Here is a 19,067-nt window from a genome sequence, read left to right on the forward strand (position 1 = left end):
GCTCCGCTGGAGCTCTTTTGTACAACAAATATCTTTTTTATAAATATTTCGTCCCTCTGGGAATTAAGTTTTTCCGCCACGAATTCACAAATTTTCTTTTTCCAATAAATTCGTATAATTATCGAACACAAATTTCCATATCATTTTAAATAAAAATTCGTGAATTCGTGGCTGAAAAAATATTTCGCTCCGCTGGAGCTCTTTTGTACAACAAATATCTTTTCTATAAATATTTCGTCCCTCTGGGACTTAAGTTTTTCCGCCCCGAATTCACAAATTTTCTTTTTCCAATAAATTCGCATAATTATCGAACACAAATTTCCATATCATTTTAAATAAAAATTCGTGAATTCGTGGCTGAAAAAAAACTATTCAACAGGTTCCAACTGTAAAATTGTATTTTGATAAATGGTGCTTAATGAGAATAATTGTTCTACAAAAATCATGATCGCAATTGGAACAAAGAAAAACACCAGCAAACCTTCTTCGTACAAAAAATAAGTCGAAATCATAGCAAGTCTGGTATACTCTAGATAATATATCCATTTTCGTTGTTCTAATAAAGCACCGCAGTTTATTAAAGTTAGAATAACCAATGAAAGTACAAATATCTTATCATAGCTTTCTAAATAATCAAAATAATAGGTAAAAGCGGTTAAAATGAAAGTGCAGATCCCCAATTGTATATAAAGGTAATTTTTAAATCGAAGTCGTTGATGCGGATTGCTTTTATCTTGTAGAAAACGTTTTTCAAGAACTGGCCGAATATCTTGATCCATATGGGCTGGACTTCCAAAAATGGCTTTCCATCTAGCTTTAAATCCGCTGGAGCGTTTCCATAATTCGTAGATTTCGAAATAATAATGAAAATGCTGCCATAAAAAACTATAACTTTTTAATGGATGCGTTAAACCATATTTTGGTTTTTCTTCTTCGGTTTGAAAAGTTCCAAAAAGACGATCCCAAAAAGTAAACATATCCCCGTAATTTTTATCTAGATATTTCTCGTCAGAAGCGTGATGAACTCCATGAACAGAAGGCGTTACAAAAACATACTCCAGCCATTTTATTTTTCCGATAAGCTGTGTATGCGTGAAAAAAGAATAAGCACCATGAACAATCAGCATGGTAATTACCATTGAAGGATGAAAACCAATAAATGGCAATATACACCAAAATCCTGTTCTAATAATGGCTTGAAAAGTGGTAATTCTTGCTGCTGCAGTAAAATTAAATTCTTCACTATGATGATGTACAATATGCGCCGCCCAAAAGAAATTGACTTCGTGTCCTAATCTGTGATACCAATACCAGACAAAATCTGTTGCAAGAATCAAGGCAAGCCAGACAAAAGCATTACTTGGAATCTCAAAAAGTCTGTAATCATCATAAATGAAATAATAGAGCTGATAAAAACTAGCCGCAATAAATAAGTTAATCAAACGCTCAGCAATCCCAATGCTGATGTTAGAAACTGAGCTTTCGTAGTTAAAAATTTCAGGCCTTTTTCTGCGTTGAGCAAGCTTATATTCTAAAAATAAAAAAAGAAAAAAGGCCGGCATGGCAAAAGCTAGAAAGTTGATATTTTTCATTTGGGTAATATTTTTCGTTTCTAAAATTATGTTCAAATAACACAAACGAAAAAGACATTTCCATCAATTACGCTTTTAGGGAGACTAAAAATGCAATCAACGAAAATGATCTTTTACGAAGTAAACCTGATTATTAATTCTGTTTATATTGAGGTGCTTCCAAAGCCACTTCTTTAACCGACTGTGTTTCGGCTACTTTTTTCAAAGCAATAATATAAGCAGCAATACGAGGCGTTACATTGTGTTTTACTGCCACTCTAAAAACAGTATCAAAACCTTTTTCTAAAATATCCTCCAAACGTTTATTAATCTGGTGGATTCTCCAAGACTCCAAAAGTGAATTCTGAAGCCATTCGAAATAAGAAACGGTAACACCGCCCGCATTAGCCAAAATATCAGGAACAACTAATATATTTTTATCATGCAGAATCTGATCTGCATCTGAAGAAACTGGGCCATTGGCACCTTCTACAATAATTCTTGCTTTAATATCGCCCGCATTTTTCTGCGTAATCACATCTTCTTTAGCTGCTGGAATTAACAAATCAGTTTCTAAAAGCAATAAATCTTCATGTTTGATGGCAACCGAATTTGGGTAACCTTTAATCGTTTTGTTATTCAGATTGTAATACAAAATCAACTCTGGGATATTAATTCCATTTGGATTGTAAAAAGCTTCTGAAACATCGCTAACCGCAATGATTTTCACTCCCTTTTCATATAGAAACAAAGCTGAATGCAATCCAACATTTCCAAATCCTTGAATTACTGCCGTAGCTCTCGCAGGTCTAATTTTCAGTTTTTGAAGAGCCAAAAGACTGATGATACTAACGCCACGTCCAGTTGCTTCTACTCTCCCTAGAGATCCTCCAGAATGAAGGTGTTTCCCTGTAACTACAGCATGAATTGGTTTTCCATGAAGTAAAGAAAATTCATCCATTAACCAGCCCATTTCGTCTGGGCCAGTTCCCATATCTGGCGCTGGAACATCTTTTTCCGGGCCAAAAATATCTGATAAAGCTTTGGTATAAGCTCTTGTAATTTTTTCCAATTCGGTTTTAGAATGTTTTCTCGGGTCACAGATAATGCCGCCTTTTGCACCGCCAAACGGAATTCCAGTTACAGCAGATTTCCAGGTCATCCAGGCGGCAAGTGCTTTTACTTCGTCCAGATTTACAGCAGTATCGTAACGAATACCACCTTTTGAGGGCCCTAAAGCCGTATTGTGAATTACGCGGTATCCTTCAAAGTTTTGAACGTTTCCATTATCTAAAGTAATCGAAAAGTTTACGGTAATCTGTTTTTCTGGTCTCTGCAGTTTTTGTTTGATAGAATCATCTAAATTCAAAATATCTGCAGCTATATTAAATCGATCAATCATCGATTGAAAGGGATTGTGTTTTATAATTTCTGAACTCATAATTATAGTTTTTAGGTTTGGGTTATCTTTTATATCTTTTATTCTTCTCTTGAAGAATTTCTATTTCACTTTTTAAGATTTATTGCAACACAGAATTTTTATTAAACCGCTGTGCATTAAAATCTTTCTATTTCTGCTGGTTCTCATATTTCTATTTTTTAATGATTCAAAAAAAAGCCTTTCATGGTGCAATGAAAGGCTAAAAAAAAAAATAACTAACAAGTACTTTCTCTATTAACGCCATTTCAAAACGTGATTCATCATGCAGCACATCGCAAAGCTGCAGTTGAAAGACATCTTAATATTTCGGCTAAAGTTTTTCATTGTTGAAGCAAAGCTACAAATTATATTTATAAATTCTATGGAATTAGTAGAATTTAATTTAATTAATTTTAAACACAACTCAAAATCAGCTGTAAATTAAAGAATTAGAGATTAAAAAAATTACTGCAGTTGTGATAAAAAGATAAAAACAATAGCAATTAAGGCCAAAAACAATCCGAAAATATTGATTTTAGAAAGTTTCTCTTTAAAGAAATAAGCACCAACAATAGTTCCTAAAACAATTACCCCCATATTCATTCCTGCAAAAACCGTTGATGGATTTTCGGCAAATGCTTTATGTGCTTTCAAATAAAACAGAATATTACAGAAATTAAAGATTCCAACCAAAATACCAAAAGGAATATTTTTGGTCTCCAATTTCTCTTTATTCGTCAAAAGCTTATACACCACAATAATTATAGAAACAGCAAAAGCAATTAGAAACACAAAAAATAAAGAAGTCGTATAAGGTACAACCGTATATAACGCAATTTTCTTGAAAAGAATATCTACAACTCCAAATCCAAACAGAACTATTGCGGGATAAATCCATTTATTTTCCTGATTATCGGATGGCTTTCTTAAAATAAACAGAAGAGCGGCAAAACCAACTAAAACCCCAATTACTTTATAAGTATTAAAAGCTTCATTAAATAATAACCAAGCTGCCAGAATCGGGATAAAAAGTGACAAACGCTGGGCAGCATCGGTTTTTGCAATTCCCATGAATTTTATGGAAAGCGCTAGAAAAAGAAAAACTATTGGGAGTAAAATTCCAACTGCTGTATAGATTTCTATTGGTGCATTATTATCTAAAGCGTTAAGATCTGGGCTAAAAGTAAAATAACAAAGTGCTATTGCCGCAACGTAATTAAATGAAATAATTTGTGAAGGATTTGCATTGTACTTTCTTGAAATTTTGAAAATGATCCCCACAATAACACTGCACAAAATGCTTAGAATAAGAAATAACATAGATTTTTATTTGGACTGTAAAAGTAAACTATTGTAAAACAAAATGGTCCAACCGGTTTTAAAAAACCAGCTAGACCAGATTTATTTTTGCCACAAATTGCACAAATTTTCACAAATTGATATTGCTAAATAGCTTGTGTAATTAATTTCACTAATATCATTTCGTTTCATTTCGTTTCATTTCGTTTCATTTCGTGCAATTCGTGTTTTATTCTAACTTATGTCCGCACAATCGGATGACTATCGAGAATGTTTCTATGTGTTGAAAAAAAATCTTTCCAACTATTTTTAGAATTTACTGATGTAACTTCCGTAAATATCCCTAAACTGATTTCCTTTGTCAAATCGGTCTTTGCTTAACTTTTTATATTCTACCAATCCCCATAAAACAAATTCTTTCAAAAAGTAAATATCTTCTTTCGCTGTTTCTGGTTGGTACTTTTTAAGTAAATCATCTAAAGGTGTTACTTCATCCAAGATACTTTTATAATCATTATCCGAAGCATCATCTAATAATTCGAAACCACTTTCGGCAAAAAACCATTCTACTACATCAGAATATGGCGTTTTTTCGTCTGGTTTTTCTAGTTTTTCAATTTTCGGAAAATACTCTGGAAACAAAGTTCGAATCGCCGAACCAATTAGAGTTTCCGCCACAACATCGGCTCCCTCCTGTTCTCCTTCATAAACCAATTCTACTTTTCCTGTAATAGCTGGAATAATTCCGATAAAATCAGATAATCGTAAAGTTGTTTTCTCTACACCAGAAATTAAAGCACGACGTTCTGCCGTACTAATTAAATTTTCAAAAGCTGTAATACTCATTCTGGCACTTACACCGCTTTTATTATCGATATATTCACTTTCTCGGGCTTCAAAACTAATCTGTTCTAAAATATCTCTCGCCAAACTTGGTACATAAACAAGATCGGTTTGGTTTTTATCCAATTTAGATTCCTGTTCTGTAATTGTTCTTGCAATAGCAATACTTTCCGGGTAATGAGTTAAAATCTGCGAACCAATTCTATCTTTTAGAGGCGTAACAATACTTCCTCTATTCGTATAATCTTCTGGATTTGCTGTAAAAACAAACTGCATATCCAATGGCATTCTTAATTTAAATCCTCTAATCTGAATATCACCTTCTTGCAGAATATTAAATAATGCCACCTGAATTCTAGCTTGTAAATCGGGTAATTCGTTGATTACAAAAATACAGCGGTTGGCTCTCGGAATCATTCCGAAATGAATTACACGATCATCTGCATATGATAATTTCAAGTTTGCCGCTTTGATTGGATCAACATCTCCAATTAAATCAGCAACGGTTACATCTGGAGTTGCCAGTTTTTCAAAGAAACGTTCGCTTCTATGCAACCAAGAAATTGGAGTTTCATCTCCTTTTTCTGCAATTAAATCCTTTGCAAAGCGAGAAATTGGATTTAGCGGATCATCATTAATTTCCGAACCTTCCACAAATGGAATATATTCATCCAATAACTCAACCATTTTACGAGCCAAGCGTGTTTTAGCCTGTCCACGAAGTCCAAGTAAATTAATATTATGACGAGACAAAATAGCTCTTTCTAATTCTGGAATTACGGTATTTTCGAATCCATGAACGCCTTCAAAAACAGGCTTTCCAGATTTTATTTTTTCGCGAAGATTATTTCGCAATTCATCTTTAATGCTAGTACTTTTATATCCAGTGGCTTTTAATTGACCTAATGTCTTTATAGTATTTATTTCCATTTTATTGAAATATAGATTGTTTATTAATTGATTTGGCGAGCGTTAGACGCACTGCGGTACGTCTCTACGATATGCGTTATTTTTACTCGATTGCAAAGAAACCTTAGTATCCTTAGAATCTTAGCAACTTAGAACCTTTATTTAATCCTTTTCTTCCTATTTGCTTCATAATCTTCAAAAATCATTTCACCTAAACCTTTGAGTCCAGTATAAAATGCTTTTCCTTGATTGGCCTCAGTAAACTGATTCACAAAACGCTGCAAATATGGATCTCTAGCAATCATAAAAGTAGTAATCGGAATATGAAGTTTTCTTGCCTGTTGCGCCTGCGTGTAGCATTTATCTACAATATACTCATCCAAACCGTTACTATTCATATAATAAGAACCATCACGTTCTCGAACGCAGCTCGGTTTTCCGTCGGTAATCATGAAAATCTGCTTGTTGGTATTTCTCTTTCTGCGTAGAATATCCATCGCCAACTGTAAACCTGCAACTGTGTTTGTATGATACGGACCAACTTGTAAATAAGGTAAATCTTTAATTGGAATTGTCCAGGCATCATTACCAAAAACCAAAATGTCTAACGTATCTTTAGGATATCTTGTTGTGATTAATTCTGCCAATGCCATTGCCACTTTTTTGGCTGGTGTAATACGATCTTCTCCGTACAAAATCATACTGTGGCTAATATCAATCATCAAAACAGTACTCATTTGCGCTTTATATTGTGCATCTTCTACGATCAAATCGTTTTCAGTAAGCATAAAATTATCTACACCATTATTGACCTGAGCATTTCGAAGGCTTTCAGTTAATGAAATTCTTTCCAGGCTGTCGCCGAAATTATATTCGCGGAATTCACCTGTATGTTCATCACCGCTTCCAGCATATTTGGTTTTATGATTTCCGCTTCCGGATTTTTTCAGGTTTCCAAAAATCTGATCTAAAGCCTGCTGTCTGATTGCTCTTTCTGTTTTTGCAGTAATTCCCAAACCAGAACTTCCATCACCTTTAACTTCATCTCTGATATAACCTTTCTTTTTTAAATCTTCAATAAAATCGTCTATAGTGTAGTTATCGTCGGTAAGTTTGTATTCTTTGTCCAGTTCCCTAAGCCAGTTTATAGCTTCATCAAAATCGCCCGAAGTATGGGTGATTAACTCTTTAAAAATCGCAAAAAGTTTGTCAAACGGAGACTGAAAAGGAGCTTCGTAGGTCTTAAAATAAAAGCCTTTTTTAAATTCGTTTTTCATAAATCTAAAATTACGTCTTTTTAGAATTATGAAAAACGAATAGTTTATTAATTTTTAGTTAAAATATTCAATAAAAAATCTCCACTAACAGTGTTAGATGTAGTAATTATTCAAACTTTCCGTCCAAATAATACCACGCTCCATTTTCGAACTTAAACGTAGAAAATTCATAATGTGTCTGAGGTTTATGATTTGAATCTAAAAAGTATGCTTTGAATTCAACGGTGTTTTCAGTGAAACTAAGAATTTCTAATTTCTGCCATTTATTAGAAACTGCCCATCTTAAAATTTCAGTTTTTGAATAATGCTTCCTTTCTGAAATATAAGTTGTCTCCATTAAATAATCAGCATTATGAGATACATAAGCGGAATATCTCGAACGCATTAAAGCTAATGCTGAAGGAGCTTTTTGGTTATTGCTTAAATATAATCCGCAGCAGTGTTCAAAAAGCAATCCTGTATCACAGTAGCATTTTTTACTCTCCATCGACTGGTTCTTCTCCATTAATTTTCACATGAAGCTGATTCAATAAAACCTGATAACGAGTGATTTCTCTCACTTCTTCATCTTCTTCAGCAAAATCAATCATTTCGTCTAATGTTTCGCTTACTTCTAATAATTTATTATTGGCTTCTCTGTCATTTTTTGCAGCGATCAAATCAATAATTTCTTGTACGCTTGCTTTTAGGGTTTCGAATTTACTATTCATTTGTTTTTTTGTTTCAAGTTTCAAGTTTCAGGTTTCAGGTTTCGGGTTCGCAAAGTTAACTTGGAACCTGAAACTTGAAACTACTATTTTACTCTTCGTTTTTACTTTCGTTAAATTTTTTTACGATTTCCTTTAATTTTTCTTTGCGCGAAACTTCGGCTTGTTTTTTCTTAGCTTGGGCTTTATGCAATTTGTCATTGTGCTTTTTGATGTTCTTTTCGTTATTGCGTCCCATTATACTTCTCTTTTAATTTGTTCTAAGGTTTTTTCTGTGAAGATCAATTCGGTAATGATTTGCTTTCTTAAATCATCAATATCATCATAATCGAAATGTTTCGCCCAATTTGTCAACTGCTGAAGATTCCTGATTTGTTTTAAACGTTTTGTCGTTTCAGAACTCGTTCTTAAAACGGCTTTTCCGTCATATTCAGGATTATTTTTATGCTGGTAATTAGCTTGATTCTTTTCAAAATCGGCTTCGATGTAATACAGTTTTTCTTCGGCATTATCCGGATAAAATTCTTCCCACTTTGCAAAACCAATTTTTGTTTTCGATTCGGTTTCAGGATCACGGGCAACCAAGCGCCATTTGCTGTTAGCCAGTCTTCCCCAGTGATTAGAAACGCGATACATGCCGACTTCAGTATAATAATAGGTACTTCCTGCTTTACTCTCAAATTGTTTCTTTAAACCTTCAATGGCATTCGGAAGCACTTCATTAAAGATACAAAAGGTATTTTTAAAAGAATTAGGATGTGGTTTAAAGTTTTTCTGCATGCTGCAAATATACTCAGATTACGCGGAACTCCTAAAACAAACCTAAATTGCTTACCTTTGTTACTTAATTTCAAAACATATAATCATGTCTAAAGATGAACAACAAAAAATGCCGCAAAAAGGAGTTTTTACCGGTATTATCGAAAAAGATGAAAACAACAATTATTTCTGTGGCGAATATCTTTTAGACTACAAAACGGTTCAATCTAATTTTCAAGTGGGAGATTGGATTACTATTAAGTCAATCATTGAAAACCCAAGTGATATTAGCTACGATAAATATCCAAAGAAATCAAGAAACTTCGACAAGGCCAACCATAAGCCTGAGTAGTTTTTTGTTTAAGATTTCAGGCTCTACTTTTCAAGTTTTGCTGGAGCGTTTTTTTTACCGCAAAGAGCGCAAAGGTTATTTTACTAGGCTTTATAGATTGAGAATATTAAGTTCGCAAAGCTTTGTGTTGATGTAGCTTTGTAAATTTTGTATTTTTTTCTTACTGCAAAGTTCGCTAAGATTATCTTTTCCAAGTGTTATACATTGAGAATATTTAAGTTCGCAAAGCTTTGTATCGATATAGCTTTGCGAACTTTGTGTTTACACATACACTTAAACAAAAAAACTTTGCGCACTTTGCGTAATTCTTCGCGTGCTTTGCGGTAGAAAAACATCCTATGTAAAACTTTTAGTTTGAAATGTTTTTTTTAACGCAAAGAACGCTAAGTCTATTTTTTACTGAGTGTTATAAATTGAGAATATTTAAGTTCGTAAAGCTTTGTATCGATATAGCTTTGCGAACTTTGTGTTTAGAGATAAACTTAAATAAAAAACTTTGCGTTCTTTGCGTAAACCTTAGCGTACTTTGCGGTTAAATTAAACTTACCGTTAACTTTTTTTATTATTTTTTCCATCAAAACTAAAAAGTTAAAAAAAAGTGTACCTTTGCAAAAAATTTGTCGATTTGAACTAATTAATATCGATTTCAAACTAATAGACAAGTAGTTACCTTTTATTTATGAAAAAAATAGTTGAATACCGCAAGTTACTAAACGTAGAAAAAACTGCAGAGTTAAAAGATTTAAAAACAATTTACCGTAATGCGATGAAAGAATCTCATCCAGATAAATTTGTTGGAGACGAAGCTGGTTTAAAAGCTGCAGAAGAAAAAAGTAAAACGATTATCGAAGCTTACCATTTCTTAGTAAGTATTCACCCTGATACTATCAAACTTAATTTACCTGAGTACACAGAGACAATTACAACTTGTACTATTACAGATTACAAATTTGTAGAAGGCCGTTTGATTATTGATTTTTCTAACGGAAGTGTTTACGAATATATCAGTGTTCCTAAAGCAACTTACGTTAAAATGGTAAACGCTGATTCTCCGGGAAGATTTGCAAAAAGACATATCTTAAACTCTTTTACTTGGAGAAAGAAAACAAACCAAGAATAGTTTATAAAACAGTATATTTTATCCAAAAGCACTCCTGCAAATGAGTGCTTTTTTTATGTCTAAAAATTAAAAAATCGTATATGGAGTTCGTAACGAAGTTTCTAATTAAGAGTTTTAAATCAAATTAAGTCAACAAACATATTGATTATAGGCATTTTAAATCAAAAAAAACTATAACAAAATTTTAGGTTCCAAAATTCTGTATGTTTTATATTTTTAGATACTTTTGTTGCACAAATCAATTAACTAATTAATTTTTTATAATGAAAAAAATACTTTTTGTACTTACGGCTTCTGCAGCTATCATTTCTTGCAGCAAAGTTAAAGATGGAGAATACCTTATTACAGGTACTGCTAAAGGAATTGAAAATGGAAAAACTATCATTTTACAAGGTGCAGATCCTGCTACAAGAATGACTATTGCTCTTGATACAGTAAAAGTTGAAAACGGAAAATTTGAAATAAAAGGAAAAGTAGGTGAACCAGCTTTCCATACATTGATTTTAGAAGGTGCTAACGCTCCTATTCCATTAATTCTTGAAACTGGAGAAATTAATGTTGCTATTGATAAAGATAGTATTCATAAATCTAAAGTTTCTGGAACTTACAACAATGATGAGTATGTAACTTTTACTGAAGATATGAACAAAACTCAAAAAAGTTTGGTGGATTTTCAGAAAAAGAACAACCAAAAAATGCAACAGGCTCAACAAGCTCAAGATACAGCAACTATTAACAGCTTGATGAAACAATACATGGAAATCCAAAAAGAAGTTGGAGAAAACAGCAAAAAGAAATTTTTAGCTTATGCTGAAAATCACCCAAAATCTTATATCACTGTTTTAATTGTTCAACAGATGTTGAATGATCCTACAGCTGATACTAAAAAATTAGAGAGCATTTACAACTCTTTAGATGAGTCTGTAAAAAACACTGCTCCAGGAAAAGAAATCAAAACTAGATTTGGACAAGCAAAATTGCCATCTGTTGGAGCTACAGCTGCACCAGTAGGCAGCGCTAAATGAAGAGCAGATTTTTCGGCTCCTAATCCAGAAGGAAAAGTAGTTTCTCTAAAACAAAGTTTAGGAAAAGTAACTATCGTAGATTTCTGGGCTTCATGGTGCGGACCATGCAGACAAGAAAATCCAAATGTAGTAGCTATTTATAAAGAATTACATTCAAAAGGTTTAAATATCGTTGGTGTTTCTTTAGACAAAGATGCTGCAAAATGGAAAGAAGCTATAGCAAAAGATGGATTAACCTGGACTCATGTTTCAAACTTAAAATTTTGGGACGAGCCAATTGCCAAACAATACAATGTTGAATCTATTCCAGCTACTTTCATTCTTGATGCATCAGGAAAAGTAGTAGCTCAGGATTTGAGAGGCGAAGAATTAAAGGCAAAAATCGTAGAGCTTTTAGCTAAATAATATTTATAAGTATTCAGAATAAAAAATCTCCCTTGTGGAGATTTTTTTGTTTTCTGGTATTAGAGAGACAAAAAAAAACGGCAGTTTATCAAAAAGAAAAAAGTCAGTTAAAAAAAGAGTAATACAAGATGACTTGATCTATGTTTATTCTAAAACAAATCAATTGCAAAACAATTTAAAAAAACATTTGTCTTCAATATTTATTCAACACGGTCAATAAAAACAGTGGTTGACAGCTTTTTCAAAGAATTAAAACCATAAACATCAAGTAAAAATAATCTTACTTTAAATAACAAGCCAAAAAAAATAAATTTTAAAGTGTTTTTATTTTATTCAATACCAATGAATTAAAAAATAACTTTAAAATAACTTAAAATTAAGTGCTTTTTTTATTTGGAAATGTAGAAAGAGTTCCTATCTTTGCCACCGCTTAGAACAACTAAGCACAACGCTAGAGAGTCGGGGAGATACTCAAGCGGCCAACGAGGGCAGACTGTAAATCTGCTGTGAAAACTTCGCAGGTTCGAATCCTGCTCTCCCCACCAAAAGGGTAAAAGAAGCCAAAACGAAAGTTTTTCAATCTTTTCAAAAACCCGCAAAAAACGTGGTAAAGCCTGCAAATCGTAAGATTCGCAGGCTTTTTTATTTCATCCTGCTTTTCATATTTTTTAAAACTGCACAAAATCTCTATGGCAGAATCGTGGCACTTTGGTATGCCAAGAAAAACTGCCACAGAATTTGAAACAATCCCTTATAGACAAAGGGGTTAACGAGGTTAACGACTTGTTTTTTTGACGCTATAATTCTACATTTATTAATCTAAAAAGCTGAATTATGTTAGAAAACAGTTTTGGGTTAGTTTTCTTTATGAAAATAACCAGTAATGACAAAAGAATTAGAACGGTTTACTTTAGAATAACCGTAGACGGCATCCCTAAAGAAGCTTCAACCAAGCGTAAATGGGAGTATTCAAGATGGGATCAAAGAACTGAACGAGCAGTCGGCACTAAAGAAGATGCAAAGTCTTTAAACTTCTTTCTGGATTCATTAACTTTAAAAATCAATGAAATCAAAACAGAAATGATGTACAGCGGTAAATCAATTAGCGCTGAAAAAATCATGGATCAAATACTTGGGAGAACAGCACCAAAGATTAAGGTGCTGGAAGAATTCCAGAAGCATAACGATGAAATGCAGGCACTTCTAGGAAAAGGATATGCAAAAGGCACTCTTGACAGGTTTACCATTACCAAAAACCATTTAACCGCTTTTATTAAATTCAAGTTTAAAAAAGAGGATGTCGAATTTGCGGATTTGAATCTCGAATTTGTAAAAGACTTTGAGTTTTATCTCAGAACAGTGCGTGACTGCAGCAACAACACCACGTTAAAATACATTGCAAATTTTAAAAAGATTGTAATTCGCGCCATTGACAATGAGTTAATAACGAAAGACCCTTTTAAAAACTTTAAAGGTCGTAAAACAAGAATAGTAAAAAAACCGCTTACCACTCAGGAATTGTATGAACTGGAAAGGCATTATTTTACCACTGACAGGCTCAATGTTGTAAGAGACGTATTTGTATTCCAATGCTACACTGGACTTGCTTACATAGATGCATACCAGCTAAAGAAAACTGACATCAAAGAAGGGATAGACGGCAACCTCTGGATCATGTCCGAAAGACAGAAAACAAATTCTACGACTAATGTTCCGCTGCTCCCTCAGGCGCTAAAAATCATTGAGAAATATAAAGATCATAAGCTATGCATTCAGCGCGGAACTGTATTACCAGTTTCTTCCAATCAAAAAATGAATGAGTACCTGAAAGAGGTGGCAGTCTTATGCGGTTTTCCATTTACATTAAACACGCATATCGCCCGCCGAACATTTGGAAGCACTGTTACATTAAATAATAATGTCCCCATTAATGTCGTAAAAGAACTGCTTGGCCACGCCTCGGTAAAACAGACTGAAGCCTATGCTATAACTGAACAGGCAACAATTGGACGTGAAATGTCTATTCTGAATAAAAAACTCAATAAATCTGAGACCAAAATGTCTAAACCAGACTTAGCAGTTCTCAGCAGACTTGAAAAAGAAATCCAGGCTATCAAAAAGAAACACAACATTTCTTCTTGAGAAATGATCTCAAAAAGTATTTAAGCCTGAAAGAGGTTATCTCAAATATTTTGAGATAACCTCTTCTTACATAGTTTTACTTCACTTTTATAACCTGGATGATACGACGGCGTGTATTTAATGTATCCTAAATCCTGAAGCTGCTTAAAATACTTATGGTAAGTCGGCAGCGTATTCACATGCGACAGCTGCATAATCTTGCTGCGGCTGACTTTTATCCTCCTCCTATCCCCTTGCTTATATCCCAATCCCAATATTGCTGTCAAAATTGACAGATGCCAGACATTAAGATCAGAGTCATTAATGTACATTGACAAGTAACCCATAATCTGCTTTCCCTTCAATCCAATATTATTTTTCATCGTCAAAAAGTTTTTGAAGATCTTCTCTGTTATAGTAATAGGATCCAAAAACTTTCTTAAAGCGTATTTTATTTGATACTCTAAGATTCTGGACTGAACCAGCAGAAATATCTAGCAGTTTTCTAACAGACTTGCTTCTAAGCCACTCAGGTTCCATATTTTCTTTGCAACTAGAAACCTTTTCTTTAAATATATCCTGTATTTTATCTAGTAAAAGAAGACCAAACTGTTGCAGATCTTCCTTGGTTACAATTTCATTCATATCATAATGTTATAAAATTATTAGTTGCAGAATCTTTAACTATCTTCTTCAATTGAAAACAGAAAATGCACCTCACTCCCGCGGTTTTTTTTAAAAGATGGTTTGTATTTTATATAGCCATATTGATGAAGTTCCTTGACACACTTATGATATGTATTTGCTGAGGAAACTTTAGCTATAATAATAATCTCAGAGCTGAATACAAAAATTGGATTAATAAAGCCCTTTACCGATCTAAACTGCAATAAAGCTGCATAAATAGCAATATGCATTGGACCAATCCTGTAGTCTTTCTCAATTGCGGTGAAAAATTCCGACAAGGGCTTTATCTTTTCCATAATTATTAAAGTGTGGGAGTTTTTCTTTTCTTTACTTTATTGTCTTTCTTCCCTGAATCACCCTCAGAATCTAGATTTTTTTTTTGATCTTTGGAAACTGATTCTTTTTGAGATTCAGCCTTTTTTTCTTCTTTACTCTCGCGATGGTTAATTCGCTGGAGATTTGTGTCATAGACATTCACTGTCTTGAACTGGGGATTAGCCTCAACATACATTTTACTTTCAGCACCGCCGACAACAAAAGTCACAGACTGTAGATTACCTTTCTTAAGCGAATTCAAAAGGTCCTCCTTATACTGCGGAGTATTCAATTCTTTAATCGAATGTTTTGAAAGACTGGCTTCCAAATCATAGCCATAATTTTGATGATAATAGTTAAGCTTGAAGTTGCCTTTGTCATCTGCCTGTTTGAAGTCAATTTTTATCCAAGAATTGTAACTTTCACCTTCTTTTGTCTTTAGATCTTTATTCACAGAGCGCCCCTCCATCAAATTGTAGGCTTCTTTCATGGTAATGGTGGCGCTGTCTTTGTTAATGTAAAAAGTTTGTTCCAGCCCCGCTTTGTTTTCCTCTTTCTGCAGATTCACATGATAGGAATTAAAAAAATACATATCTGTCTGCTCAGATTTTTTAAAATTTAATTCTACAGTCAGGGTATCTTTATTTGGCAGCCCATTATTCATAATACCGGTGTGCATAATTTTAAAATCCTTATCACCTTTCATCATGTTCTCTTTGAGTTCTGTATCGAACGTTTCTCCAAATCCAGTATATTTTAACTGGTCTTTCAGGTATTCTAAATTTTTCTGATTCATAGTATTAGTATTAAAGTTATTTTCTAACAATTCTCTCCTAAGTCTCACACCGTGAACATATCCTAAAAGATTAAATTCTTCATATTTTGTGGTGTCAATTCCGTGTTCCAAGACCATTTTTAGATTAGATATAAGGGTATCTGTCGGCATATTAATAAAATGGTCCGCGCCCTTAGTCATTATAAGACAATATTCCTCTGCATCCTGTGAGTTCCTGAAAAACTCTATTTTATCATTTTCAATAATCTGCCAGGAATCACAAGCTGCAAATTGATATCCATTATAAGCCATTACCTCAGCGACTGAGAGTATCATTTCAGTGTCAGCTAAATTGATTATCATAATTTATTTTAAAGCTTAAAAGAATCAATATTGAATTCCGTAATCGGAAATACTTTATCAGTCAGGTTATTATTATCAATATCAACTTCCACTTGCCTGCCGCCATTTTTTTCAATCATCTCAAGGGTGAGATATTTACTTTCAGGAATTGTAAATTTCTCCAGTGCATACACCTTCATTATTAAAGATTGATAAGGAATAACTGAAGAGGCTGAAGTTGTGTACAAGGGCTGTAATTCTATTTCTTGAGACGCGGTACGTTTTGATTTTTTCCTGTCTCTTATAAAAAAACGAAACTGATCAATATCGTAATTAATCTTTGATTTGTTTTCGAAAACAACCCGCAGATATAAAATGTCTTGCTGTATAAAGATGCCGTTTACTTCAATGCTGATTTGATACTTGGATTTTTTCAAACCGGTGGCCTTTTTCCTTTTCGATAATGCAAGCGACGCACACTGCTCAATCCTTTTCTGATTTTCGTTTTCTAAAGAAAATATCACATCCCTAGACGCGCCAGATGCATTGTCCGCTTTAATATTTAAGTCAGGGCAGTCTTCATTATAATTCAGCACAAAAACGTATAATTTACCGTCTGATGTTATTACCGTTAGATTGGTCTGAAAAAAATACTGCTTAGCTGCTTTTATCAGCAGTATATTCTCCACAGTTTTGGCCTTCTGAACCAGCACATCTGCACTCCCTTTATCAATGCTCTTAATTGCATAAGGAAAAACAATGCTTGTGGTTTTCGAGAAGCCGACCTGCAGATTCTTATAATGGTCTTCGTAAAAGGCGGTCTCTCTTCCTTTAGACTGCGGAAAAGCAGAAAAGCAAACCAGCATCCAGCTGATCAAAAACAAATATTTCACTTTTTTCATTTTTTTTCTCTTTTAAGGTTTTAAATTCTTTTGTTTTTCATCGTACAGCAGCACCCGATATCCTGCCTTTACAGCCACTTTTATGAGTTTTACTTTTTTGCTCATAAGACTTTTTGCCGCCTCGATGCCCATCCCTGCAGCTTGCGTCCCCCATGAATCCGAGACACCTGTAAGACCGAGCGTCTGTATGGAACGGTCTGCCGATGATTTGGCAACGTCCCTGCTGATAGCTCCAGGAATATAGATGCCGTCAATGCCGTCAATATCATAAACTGCCAGCTCGACAGGAAATATGGAATTATTGTACTGGATATTGCTAATCTTAACCTCCAGCCTCTCTCCTTTTAAAGCCGCTATTCCGTACAGAAAAGTATTCTTGGGTATGGCTGTTCCCTGCAGGAAAATATCATGCGACAGCCTTAATTTGACCACCGATCCATTGACAATTGTCTGGTTCTGATGAATAGCCGCTTCAATAGAATTCTGCATCTCTTCAGAGGCCTGTTCTTCGTCCAGAGAATAAAATGCATTTGTTTTTATAAAGCTCTGCGAGTTGGCATTCCGCTCCATTGAGCTAATATTATCTTCTTCTGTTTTTTTCAGTACTGAATAGGTTTTTCCCTTTTTACTGTCAGATGATTGCTTGAGCCGTTCCTGCACACGCTGGGGATGCTGAATATCCAGAATGTTTTCCAGCATGCCTCCTAACTGCTGCAGTTCAGGATCAGCTTCCTGCGGTGCGCTCATGGCTGACATTAATCCTTCGAGTTTTTTGATTTCTTCTGATTCTGCTCTAGAGCTCCCATAATTTTCAAATTCCCTCATATCCTGACCGTAACTCGCTGCAGCTGCAGGCTGGCTGATTACTTTTTCAAGAGCCCTGAGTTTCTCATAAACTTTCTGTTCATTTCGGTCCTGAAAAGACTGCGAATTAAAAGCCGATCTGTTTTTTGAAAGACTGCCGGATTCAAAATCATCTGCGGAAAAAGAACTGACTTTATCTTCAGAGGCTTTATCAGCAAAATAATTAGGATCTTTCTTTATCTGTTCTCGCAGTTTTATTGAATCAACTGCCGCCTGATCGTAATAACTCATCTTGTCAAGTGCTGCGTCTTCTTTAAATTTAGGCAGCGGCAGATTAAAATTAAATCCTTTCTTTTGGTCATTCTCTGCTGTTTTAGCTTCCATTTTCCCTCCTCCTAGGGAATAGAATAAGAATGTTAGAAATGGAAGCGTTATAAGAGGCAGCATTAAAAGCATCTTTCTCTTTTTAGAATCCTTGATTGATAATGTTTTCTCTTCCATAGTTTTAGTTTTTTAAGTTTATTGTCCTAATTTTTGATACCGTTGAGACCTCAGCTTACTTATAGAATGATCGGTAAAGATTGTAGATGAAAAGCCCTGATGTTAAAAGCGTAAACAGCAGCAGCGCGCAGATGAGCTGTTTCTTTGACATTCCATCTGTGAATCCCTTCATTTTTTCAGCCCATCTTTTCTGTGCCAGCAGATAAAACTTGTGATAAACCATAGGCTGAGTGCGTTTTTTAAACAAAGATTTCATATGAATTTTATTTTCTGGTCTCAGCTGATAAATCCCTGTTATCGATTGTATTAAACCGCTCAATCAGAAACCCGTGCGGATTATTATCACTTCTCGAAACATTGCGAAGAGCACCTTCTGTCAGCAGGCTTCTTTTCAGAATGCTGGTAGTGCGGATAATACTTTGTCTGGCATAACATCTAAAACGATATGGATATTCACGGATATCGATGCTCACACTGTCAATCTGGATCGACTGGCTGATATTTCCCGATATAATGCCCGAATAAAAATTATTTTCCTTCAGGTCATCATAGATGCGTTTTGCACTGTCGTCTGCCAGATAAAGCGCTTTTGTGATGTTCGTTTTAATGACCTTATCATCGGGATCAAGCGTAAAGAAAAACTTGTGAAATGTTTTCACATGATCCCTTGCCTCCACAGCAATATTATCTTTTCTTTCTGAAGCATAAGCTTCAAGCGCTTTGCCGTTTGCCAGAATATAGACTTTATCCTGCATAAGGTTTACTGTCTGCAAGCTCTTGTAAACAGCGTAACAGCTTATAATTATACAGCCTGAAATTACAAGCATTGAAAATCCTCTCACATATCTGAAAGCGTTATCTATATTTTTCATTTTAGTAAACATGGGATGTTGATTTAAGTCTGTTTTGAATTTCCTTTGAGCCTGTCATTCA

Annotated in this window: 20 protein-coding genes, 1 tRNA gene and 1 pseudogene; 6 read left to right on the forward strand and 16 right to left on the reverse strand. The window is 34.2% G+C overall.

The genetic code is table 11. From position 1 onward, the window contains the following. Positions 1–368: 368 nt before the first annotated feature. The 9 genes from GSY47_RS25995 to GSY47_RS26035 form a co-directional block, all read right to left on the reverse strand. The gene (locus GSY47_RS25995; RefSeq protein ID WP_179005374.1) at positions 369–1,592 is read right to left on the reverse strand and encodes a sterol desaturase family protein; all 1,224 of its coding nucleotides are present in this window, start codon (positions 1,590–1,592) and stop codon (positions 369–371) included. Between the two features lie 133 nt (positions 1,593–1,725). Continuing rightward, on the reverse strand, positions 1,726–3,012 hold the full coding sequence (locus GSY47_RS26000; RefSeq protein WP_179005372.1) for a Glu/Leu/Phe/Val family dehydrogenase: 1,287 nt from the start codon (positions 3,010–3,012) through the stop codon (positions 1,726–1,728). A 444-nt stretch (positions 3,013–3,456) separates the two neighbouring features. Beyond that, complete coding sequence (locus GSY47_RS26005) at positions 3,457–4,311, reverse strand: DMT family transporter (RefSeq protein WP_179005370.1); 855 nt, start codon at positions 4,309–4,311, stop codon at positions 3,457–3,459. Positions 4,312–4,599: 288 nt separating this feature from the next. Beyond that, positions 4,600–6,063, reverse strand: coding sequence for a magnesium chelatase (locus GSY47_RS26010; protein WP_179005368.1), 1,464 nt, complete (start codon positions 6,061–6,063; stop codon positions 4,600–4,602). Positions 6,064–6,200: 137 nt separating this feature from the next. Beyond that, on the reverse strand, positions 6,201–7,319 hold the full coding sequence (locus GSY47_RS26015; RefSeq protein WP_179005366.1) for a vWA domain-containing protein: 1,119 nt from the start codon (positions 7,317–7,319) through the stop codon (positions 6,201–6,203). A gap of 106 nt (positions 7,320–7,425) precedes the next feature. Beyond that, complete coding sequence (locus GSY47_RS26020) at positions 7,426–7,806, reverse strand: YchJ family protein (RefSeq protein ID WP_179006314.1); 381 nt, start codon at positions 7,804–7,806, stop codon at positions 7,426–7,428. Beyond that, on the reverse strand, positions 7,796–8,029 hold the full coding sequence (locus tag GSY47_RS26025) for a hypothetical protein (protein WP_057116258.1): 234 nt from the start codon (positions 8,027–8,029) through the stop codon (positions 7,796–7,798). The genes GSY47_RS26020 and GSY47_RS26025 overlap by 11 nt, the downstream gene beginning before the upstream one ends. Positions 8,030–8,117: 88 nt before the next feature. Further along, positions 8,118–8,264, reverse strand: a complete 147-nt coding sequence (locus GSY47_RS26030; protein WP_179005364.1) for a hypothetical protein — start codon at positions 8,262–8,264, stop codon at positions 8,118–8,120. Then, positions 8,264–8,806, reverse strand: coding sequence for a hypothetical protein (locus tag GSY47_RS26035; RefSeq protein ID WP_179005362.1), 543 nt, complete (start codon positions 8,804–8,806; stop codon positions 8,264–8,266). The genes GSY47_RS26030 and GSY47_RS26035 overlap by 1 nt, the downstream gene beginning before the upstream one ends. An 85-nt stretch (positions 8,807–8,891) precedes the next feature. Here GSY47_RS26035 and GSY47_RS26040 point away from each other — a divergent pair, with 85 nt between their 5' ends. From GSY47_RS26040 to GSY47_RS26065, 6 genes and pseudogenes are all read left to right on the forward strand, one after another. Then, positions 8,892–9,137, forward strand: a complete 246-nt coding sequence (locus GSY47_RS26040) for a hypothetical protein (protein WP_179005360.1) — start codon at positions 8,892–8,894, stop codon at positions 9,135–9,137. Between the two features lie 679 nt (positions 9,138–9,816). Continuing rightward, positions 9,817–10,257 carry a KTSC domain-containing protein gene (locus GSY47_RS26045; protein ID WP_179005358.1) on the forward strand — a complete coding sequence of 147 codons (441 nt, stop codon included), beginning with the start codon at positions 9,817–9,819 and terminating at the stop codon, positions 10,255–10,257. 263 nt (positions 10,258–10,520) lie between these two features. Next, positions 10,521–11,282 (forward strand): DUF4369 domain-containing protein, encoded by a 762-nt coding sequence (locus GSY47_RS26050; protein WP_179005356.1) that lies wholly within the window; start codon positions 10,521–10,523, stop codon positions 11,280–11,282. A gap of 18 nt (positions 11,283–11,300) precedes the next feature. Further along, positions 11,301–11,687: pseudogene (locus GSY47_RS26055) on the forward strand (TlpA family protein disulfide reductase); the annotation flags it as partial. Positions 11,688–12,148: 461 nt separating this feature from the next. Next, positions 12,149–12,232, forward strand: a tRNA-Tyr gene (locus GSY47_RS26060). Positions 12,233–12,521: 289 nt separating this feature from the next. Then, entirely contained in the window at positions 12,522–13,829 is a 1,308-nt protein-coding gene (locus GSY47_RS26065) for a site-specific integrase (RefSeq protein ID WP_219071625.1), read from the forward strand. Positions 13,830–13,870: 41 nt separating this feature from the next. Here the strand turns inward: GSY47_RS26065 and GSY47_RS26070 are convergent, their stop codons facing one another. The 7 genes from GSY47_RS26070 to traK form a co-directional block, all read right to left on the reverse strand. Further along, positions 13,871–14,191, reverse strand: a complete 321-nt coding sequence (locus tag GSY47_RS26070) for a hypothetical protein (RefSeq protein ID WP_219071626.1) — start codon at positions 14,189–14,191, stop codon at positions 13,871–13,873. After that, complete coding sequence (locus GSY47_RS26075; RefSeq protein ID WP_219071627.1) at positions 14,181–14,453, reverse strand: helix-turn-helix domain-containing protein; 273 nt, start codon at positions 14,451–14,453, stop codon at positions 14,181–14,183. The genes GSY47_RS26070 and GSY47_RS26075 overlap by 11 nt, the downstream gene beginning before the upstream one ends. Before the next feature lie 35 nt (positions 14,454–14,488). Further along, on the reverse strand, positions 14,489–14,791 hold the full coding sequence (locus tag GSY47_RS26080) for a hypothetical protein (RefSeq protein ID WP_219071628.1): 303 nt from the start codon (positions 14,789–14,791) through the stop codon (positions 14,489–14,491). Between the two features lie 5 nt (positions 14,792–14,796). Next, positions 14,797–15,948: a hypothetical protein gene (locus tag GSY47_RS26085; protein ID WP_219071629.1), complete on the reverse strand. Its 1,152-nt coding sequence runs from the start codon at positions 15,946–15,948 to the stop codon at positions 14,797–14,799. Positions 15,949–15,956: 8 nt separating this feature from the next. After that, a complete protein-coding gene (traN, locus tag GSY47_RS26090; protein WP_219071630.1) occupies positions 15,957–16,829 on the reverse strand; it encodes a conjugative transposon protein TraN in 873 nt (290 codons plus the stop codon). A 12-nt stretch (positions 16,830–16,841) separates the two neighbouring features. Next, positions 16,842–18,134: a conjugative transposon protein TraM gene (gene traM, locus GSY47_RS26095; protein ID WP_219071631.1), complete on the reverse strand. Its 1,293-nt coding sequence runs from the start codon at positions 18,132–18,134 to the stop codon at positions 16,842–16,844. Between the two features lie 263 nt (positions 18,135–18,397). Next, positions 18,398–19,006, reverse strand: coding sequence for a conjugative transposon protein TraK (gene traK / locus GSY47_RS26100; protein WP_246611394.1), 609 nt, complete (start codon positions 19,004–19,006; stop codon positions 18,398–18,400). Positions 19,007–19,067: the final 61 nt, after the last annotated feature.

This window comes from Flavobacterium quisquiliarum, from assembly GCF_019308285.1.
In the GTDB taxonomy this organism is placed as follows: Bacteria; Bacteroidota; Bacteroidia; order Flavobacteriales; family Flavobacteriaceae; genus Flavobacterium; species Flavobacterium quisquiliarum.

Bases quoted from the DNA above. Each gene is read 5' to 3' on its own strand.
- GSY47_RS25995 (WP_179005374.1), bottom strand. From the start codon at position 1,592: ATGAAAAATATCAACTTTCTAGCTTTTGCCATGCCGGCCTTTTTTCTT.
- GSY47_RS26000 (WP_179005372.1), bottom strand. From the start codon at position 3,012: ATGAGTTCAGAAATTATAAAACACAATCCCTTTCAATCGATGATTGAT.
- GSY47_RS26005 (WP_179005370.1), bottom strand. From the start codon at position 4,311: ATGTTATTTCTTATTCTAAGCATTTTGTGCAGTGTTATTGTGGGGATC.
- GSY47_RS26010 (WP_179005368.1), bottom strand. From the start codon at position 6,063: ATGGAAATAAATACTATAAAGACATTAGGTCAATTAAAAGCCACTGGA.
- GSY47_RS26015 (WP_179005366.1), bottom strand. From the start codon at position 7,319: ATGAAAAACGAATTTAAAAAAGGCTTTTATTTTAAGACCTACGAAGCT.
- GSY47_RS26020 (WP_179006314.1), bottom strand. From the start codon at position 7,806: ATGGAGAGTAAAAAATGCTACTGTGATACAGGATTGCTTTTTGAACAC.
- GSY47_RS26025 (WP_057116258.1), bottom strand. From the start codon at position 8,029: ATGAATAGTAAATTCGAAACCCTAAAAGCAAGCGTACAAGAAATTATT.
- GSY47_RS26030 (WP_179005364.1), bottom strand. From the start codon at position 8,264: ATGGGACGCAATAACGAAAAGAACATCAAAAAGCACAATGACAAATTG.
- GSY47_RS26035 (WP_179005362.1), bottom strand. From the start codon at position 8,806: ATGCAGAAAAACTTTAAACCACATCCTAATTCTTTTAAAAATACCTTT.
- GSY47_RS26040 (WP_179005360.1), top strand. From the start codon at position 8,892: ATGTCTAAAGATGAACAACAAAAAATGCCGCAAAAAGGAGTTTTTACC.
- GSY47_RS26045 (WP_179005358.1), top strand. From the start codon at position 9,817: ATGAAAAAAATAGTTGAATACCGCAAGTTACTAAACGTAGAAAAAACT.
- GSY47_RS26050 (WP_179005356.1), top strand. From the start codon at position 10,521: ATGAAAAAAATACTTTTTGTACTTACGGCTTCTGCAGCTATCATTTCT.
- GSY47_RS26065 (WP_219071625.1), top strand. From the start codon at position 12,522: ATGTTAGAAAACAGTTTTGGGTTAGTTTTCTTTATGAAAATAACCAGT.
- GSY47_RS26070 (WP_219071626.1), bottom strand. From the start codon at position 14,191: ATGAAAAATAATATTGGATTGAAGGGAAAGCAGATTATGGGTTACTTG.
- GSY47_RS26075 (WP_219071627.1), bottom strand. From the start codon at position 14,453: ATGAATGAAATTGTAACCAAGGAAGATCTGCAACAGTTTGGTCTTCTT.
- GSY47_RS26080 (WP_219071628.1), bottom strand. From the start codon at position 14,791: ATGGAAAAGATAAAGCCCTTGTCGGAATTTTTCACCGCAATTGAGAAA.
- GSY47_RS26085 (WP_219071629.1), bottom strand. From the start codon at position 15,948: ATGATAATCAATTTAGCTGACACTGAAATGATACTCTCAGTCGCTGAG.
- traN (WP_219071630.1), bottom strand. From the start codon at position 16,829: ATGAAAAAAGTGAAATATTTGTTTTTGATCAGCTGGATGCTGGTTTGC.
- traM (WP_219071631.1), bottom strand. From the start codon at position 18,134: ATGGAAGAGAAAACATTATCAATCAAGGATTCTAAAAAGAGAAAGATG.
- traK (WP_246611394.1), bottom strand. From the start codon at position 19,006: ATGAAAAATATAGATAACGCTTTCAGATATGTGAGAGGATTTTCAATG.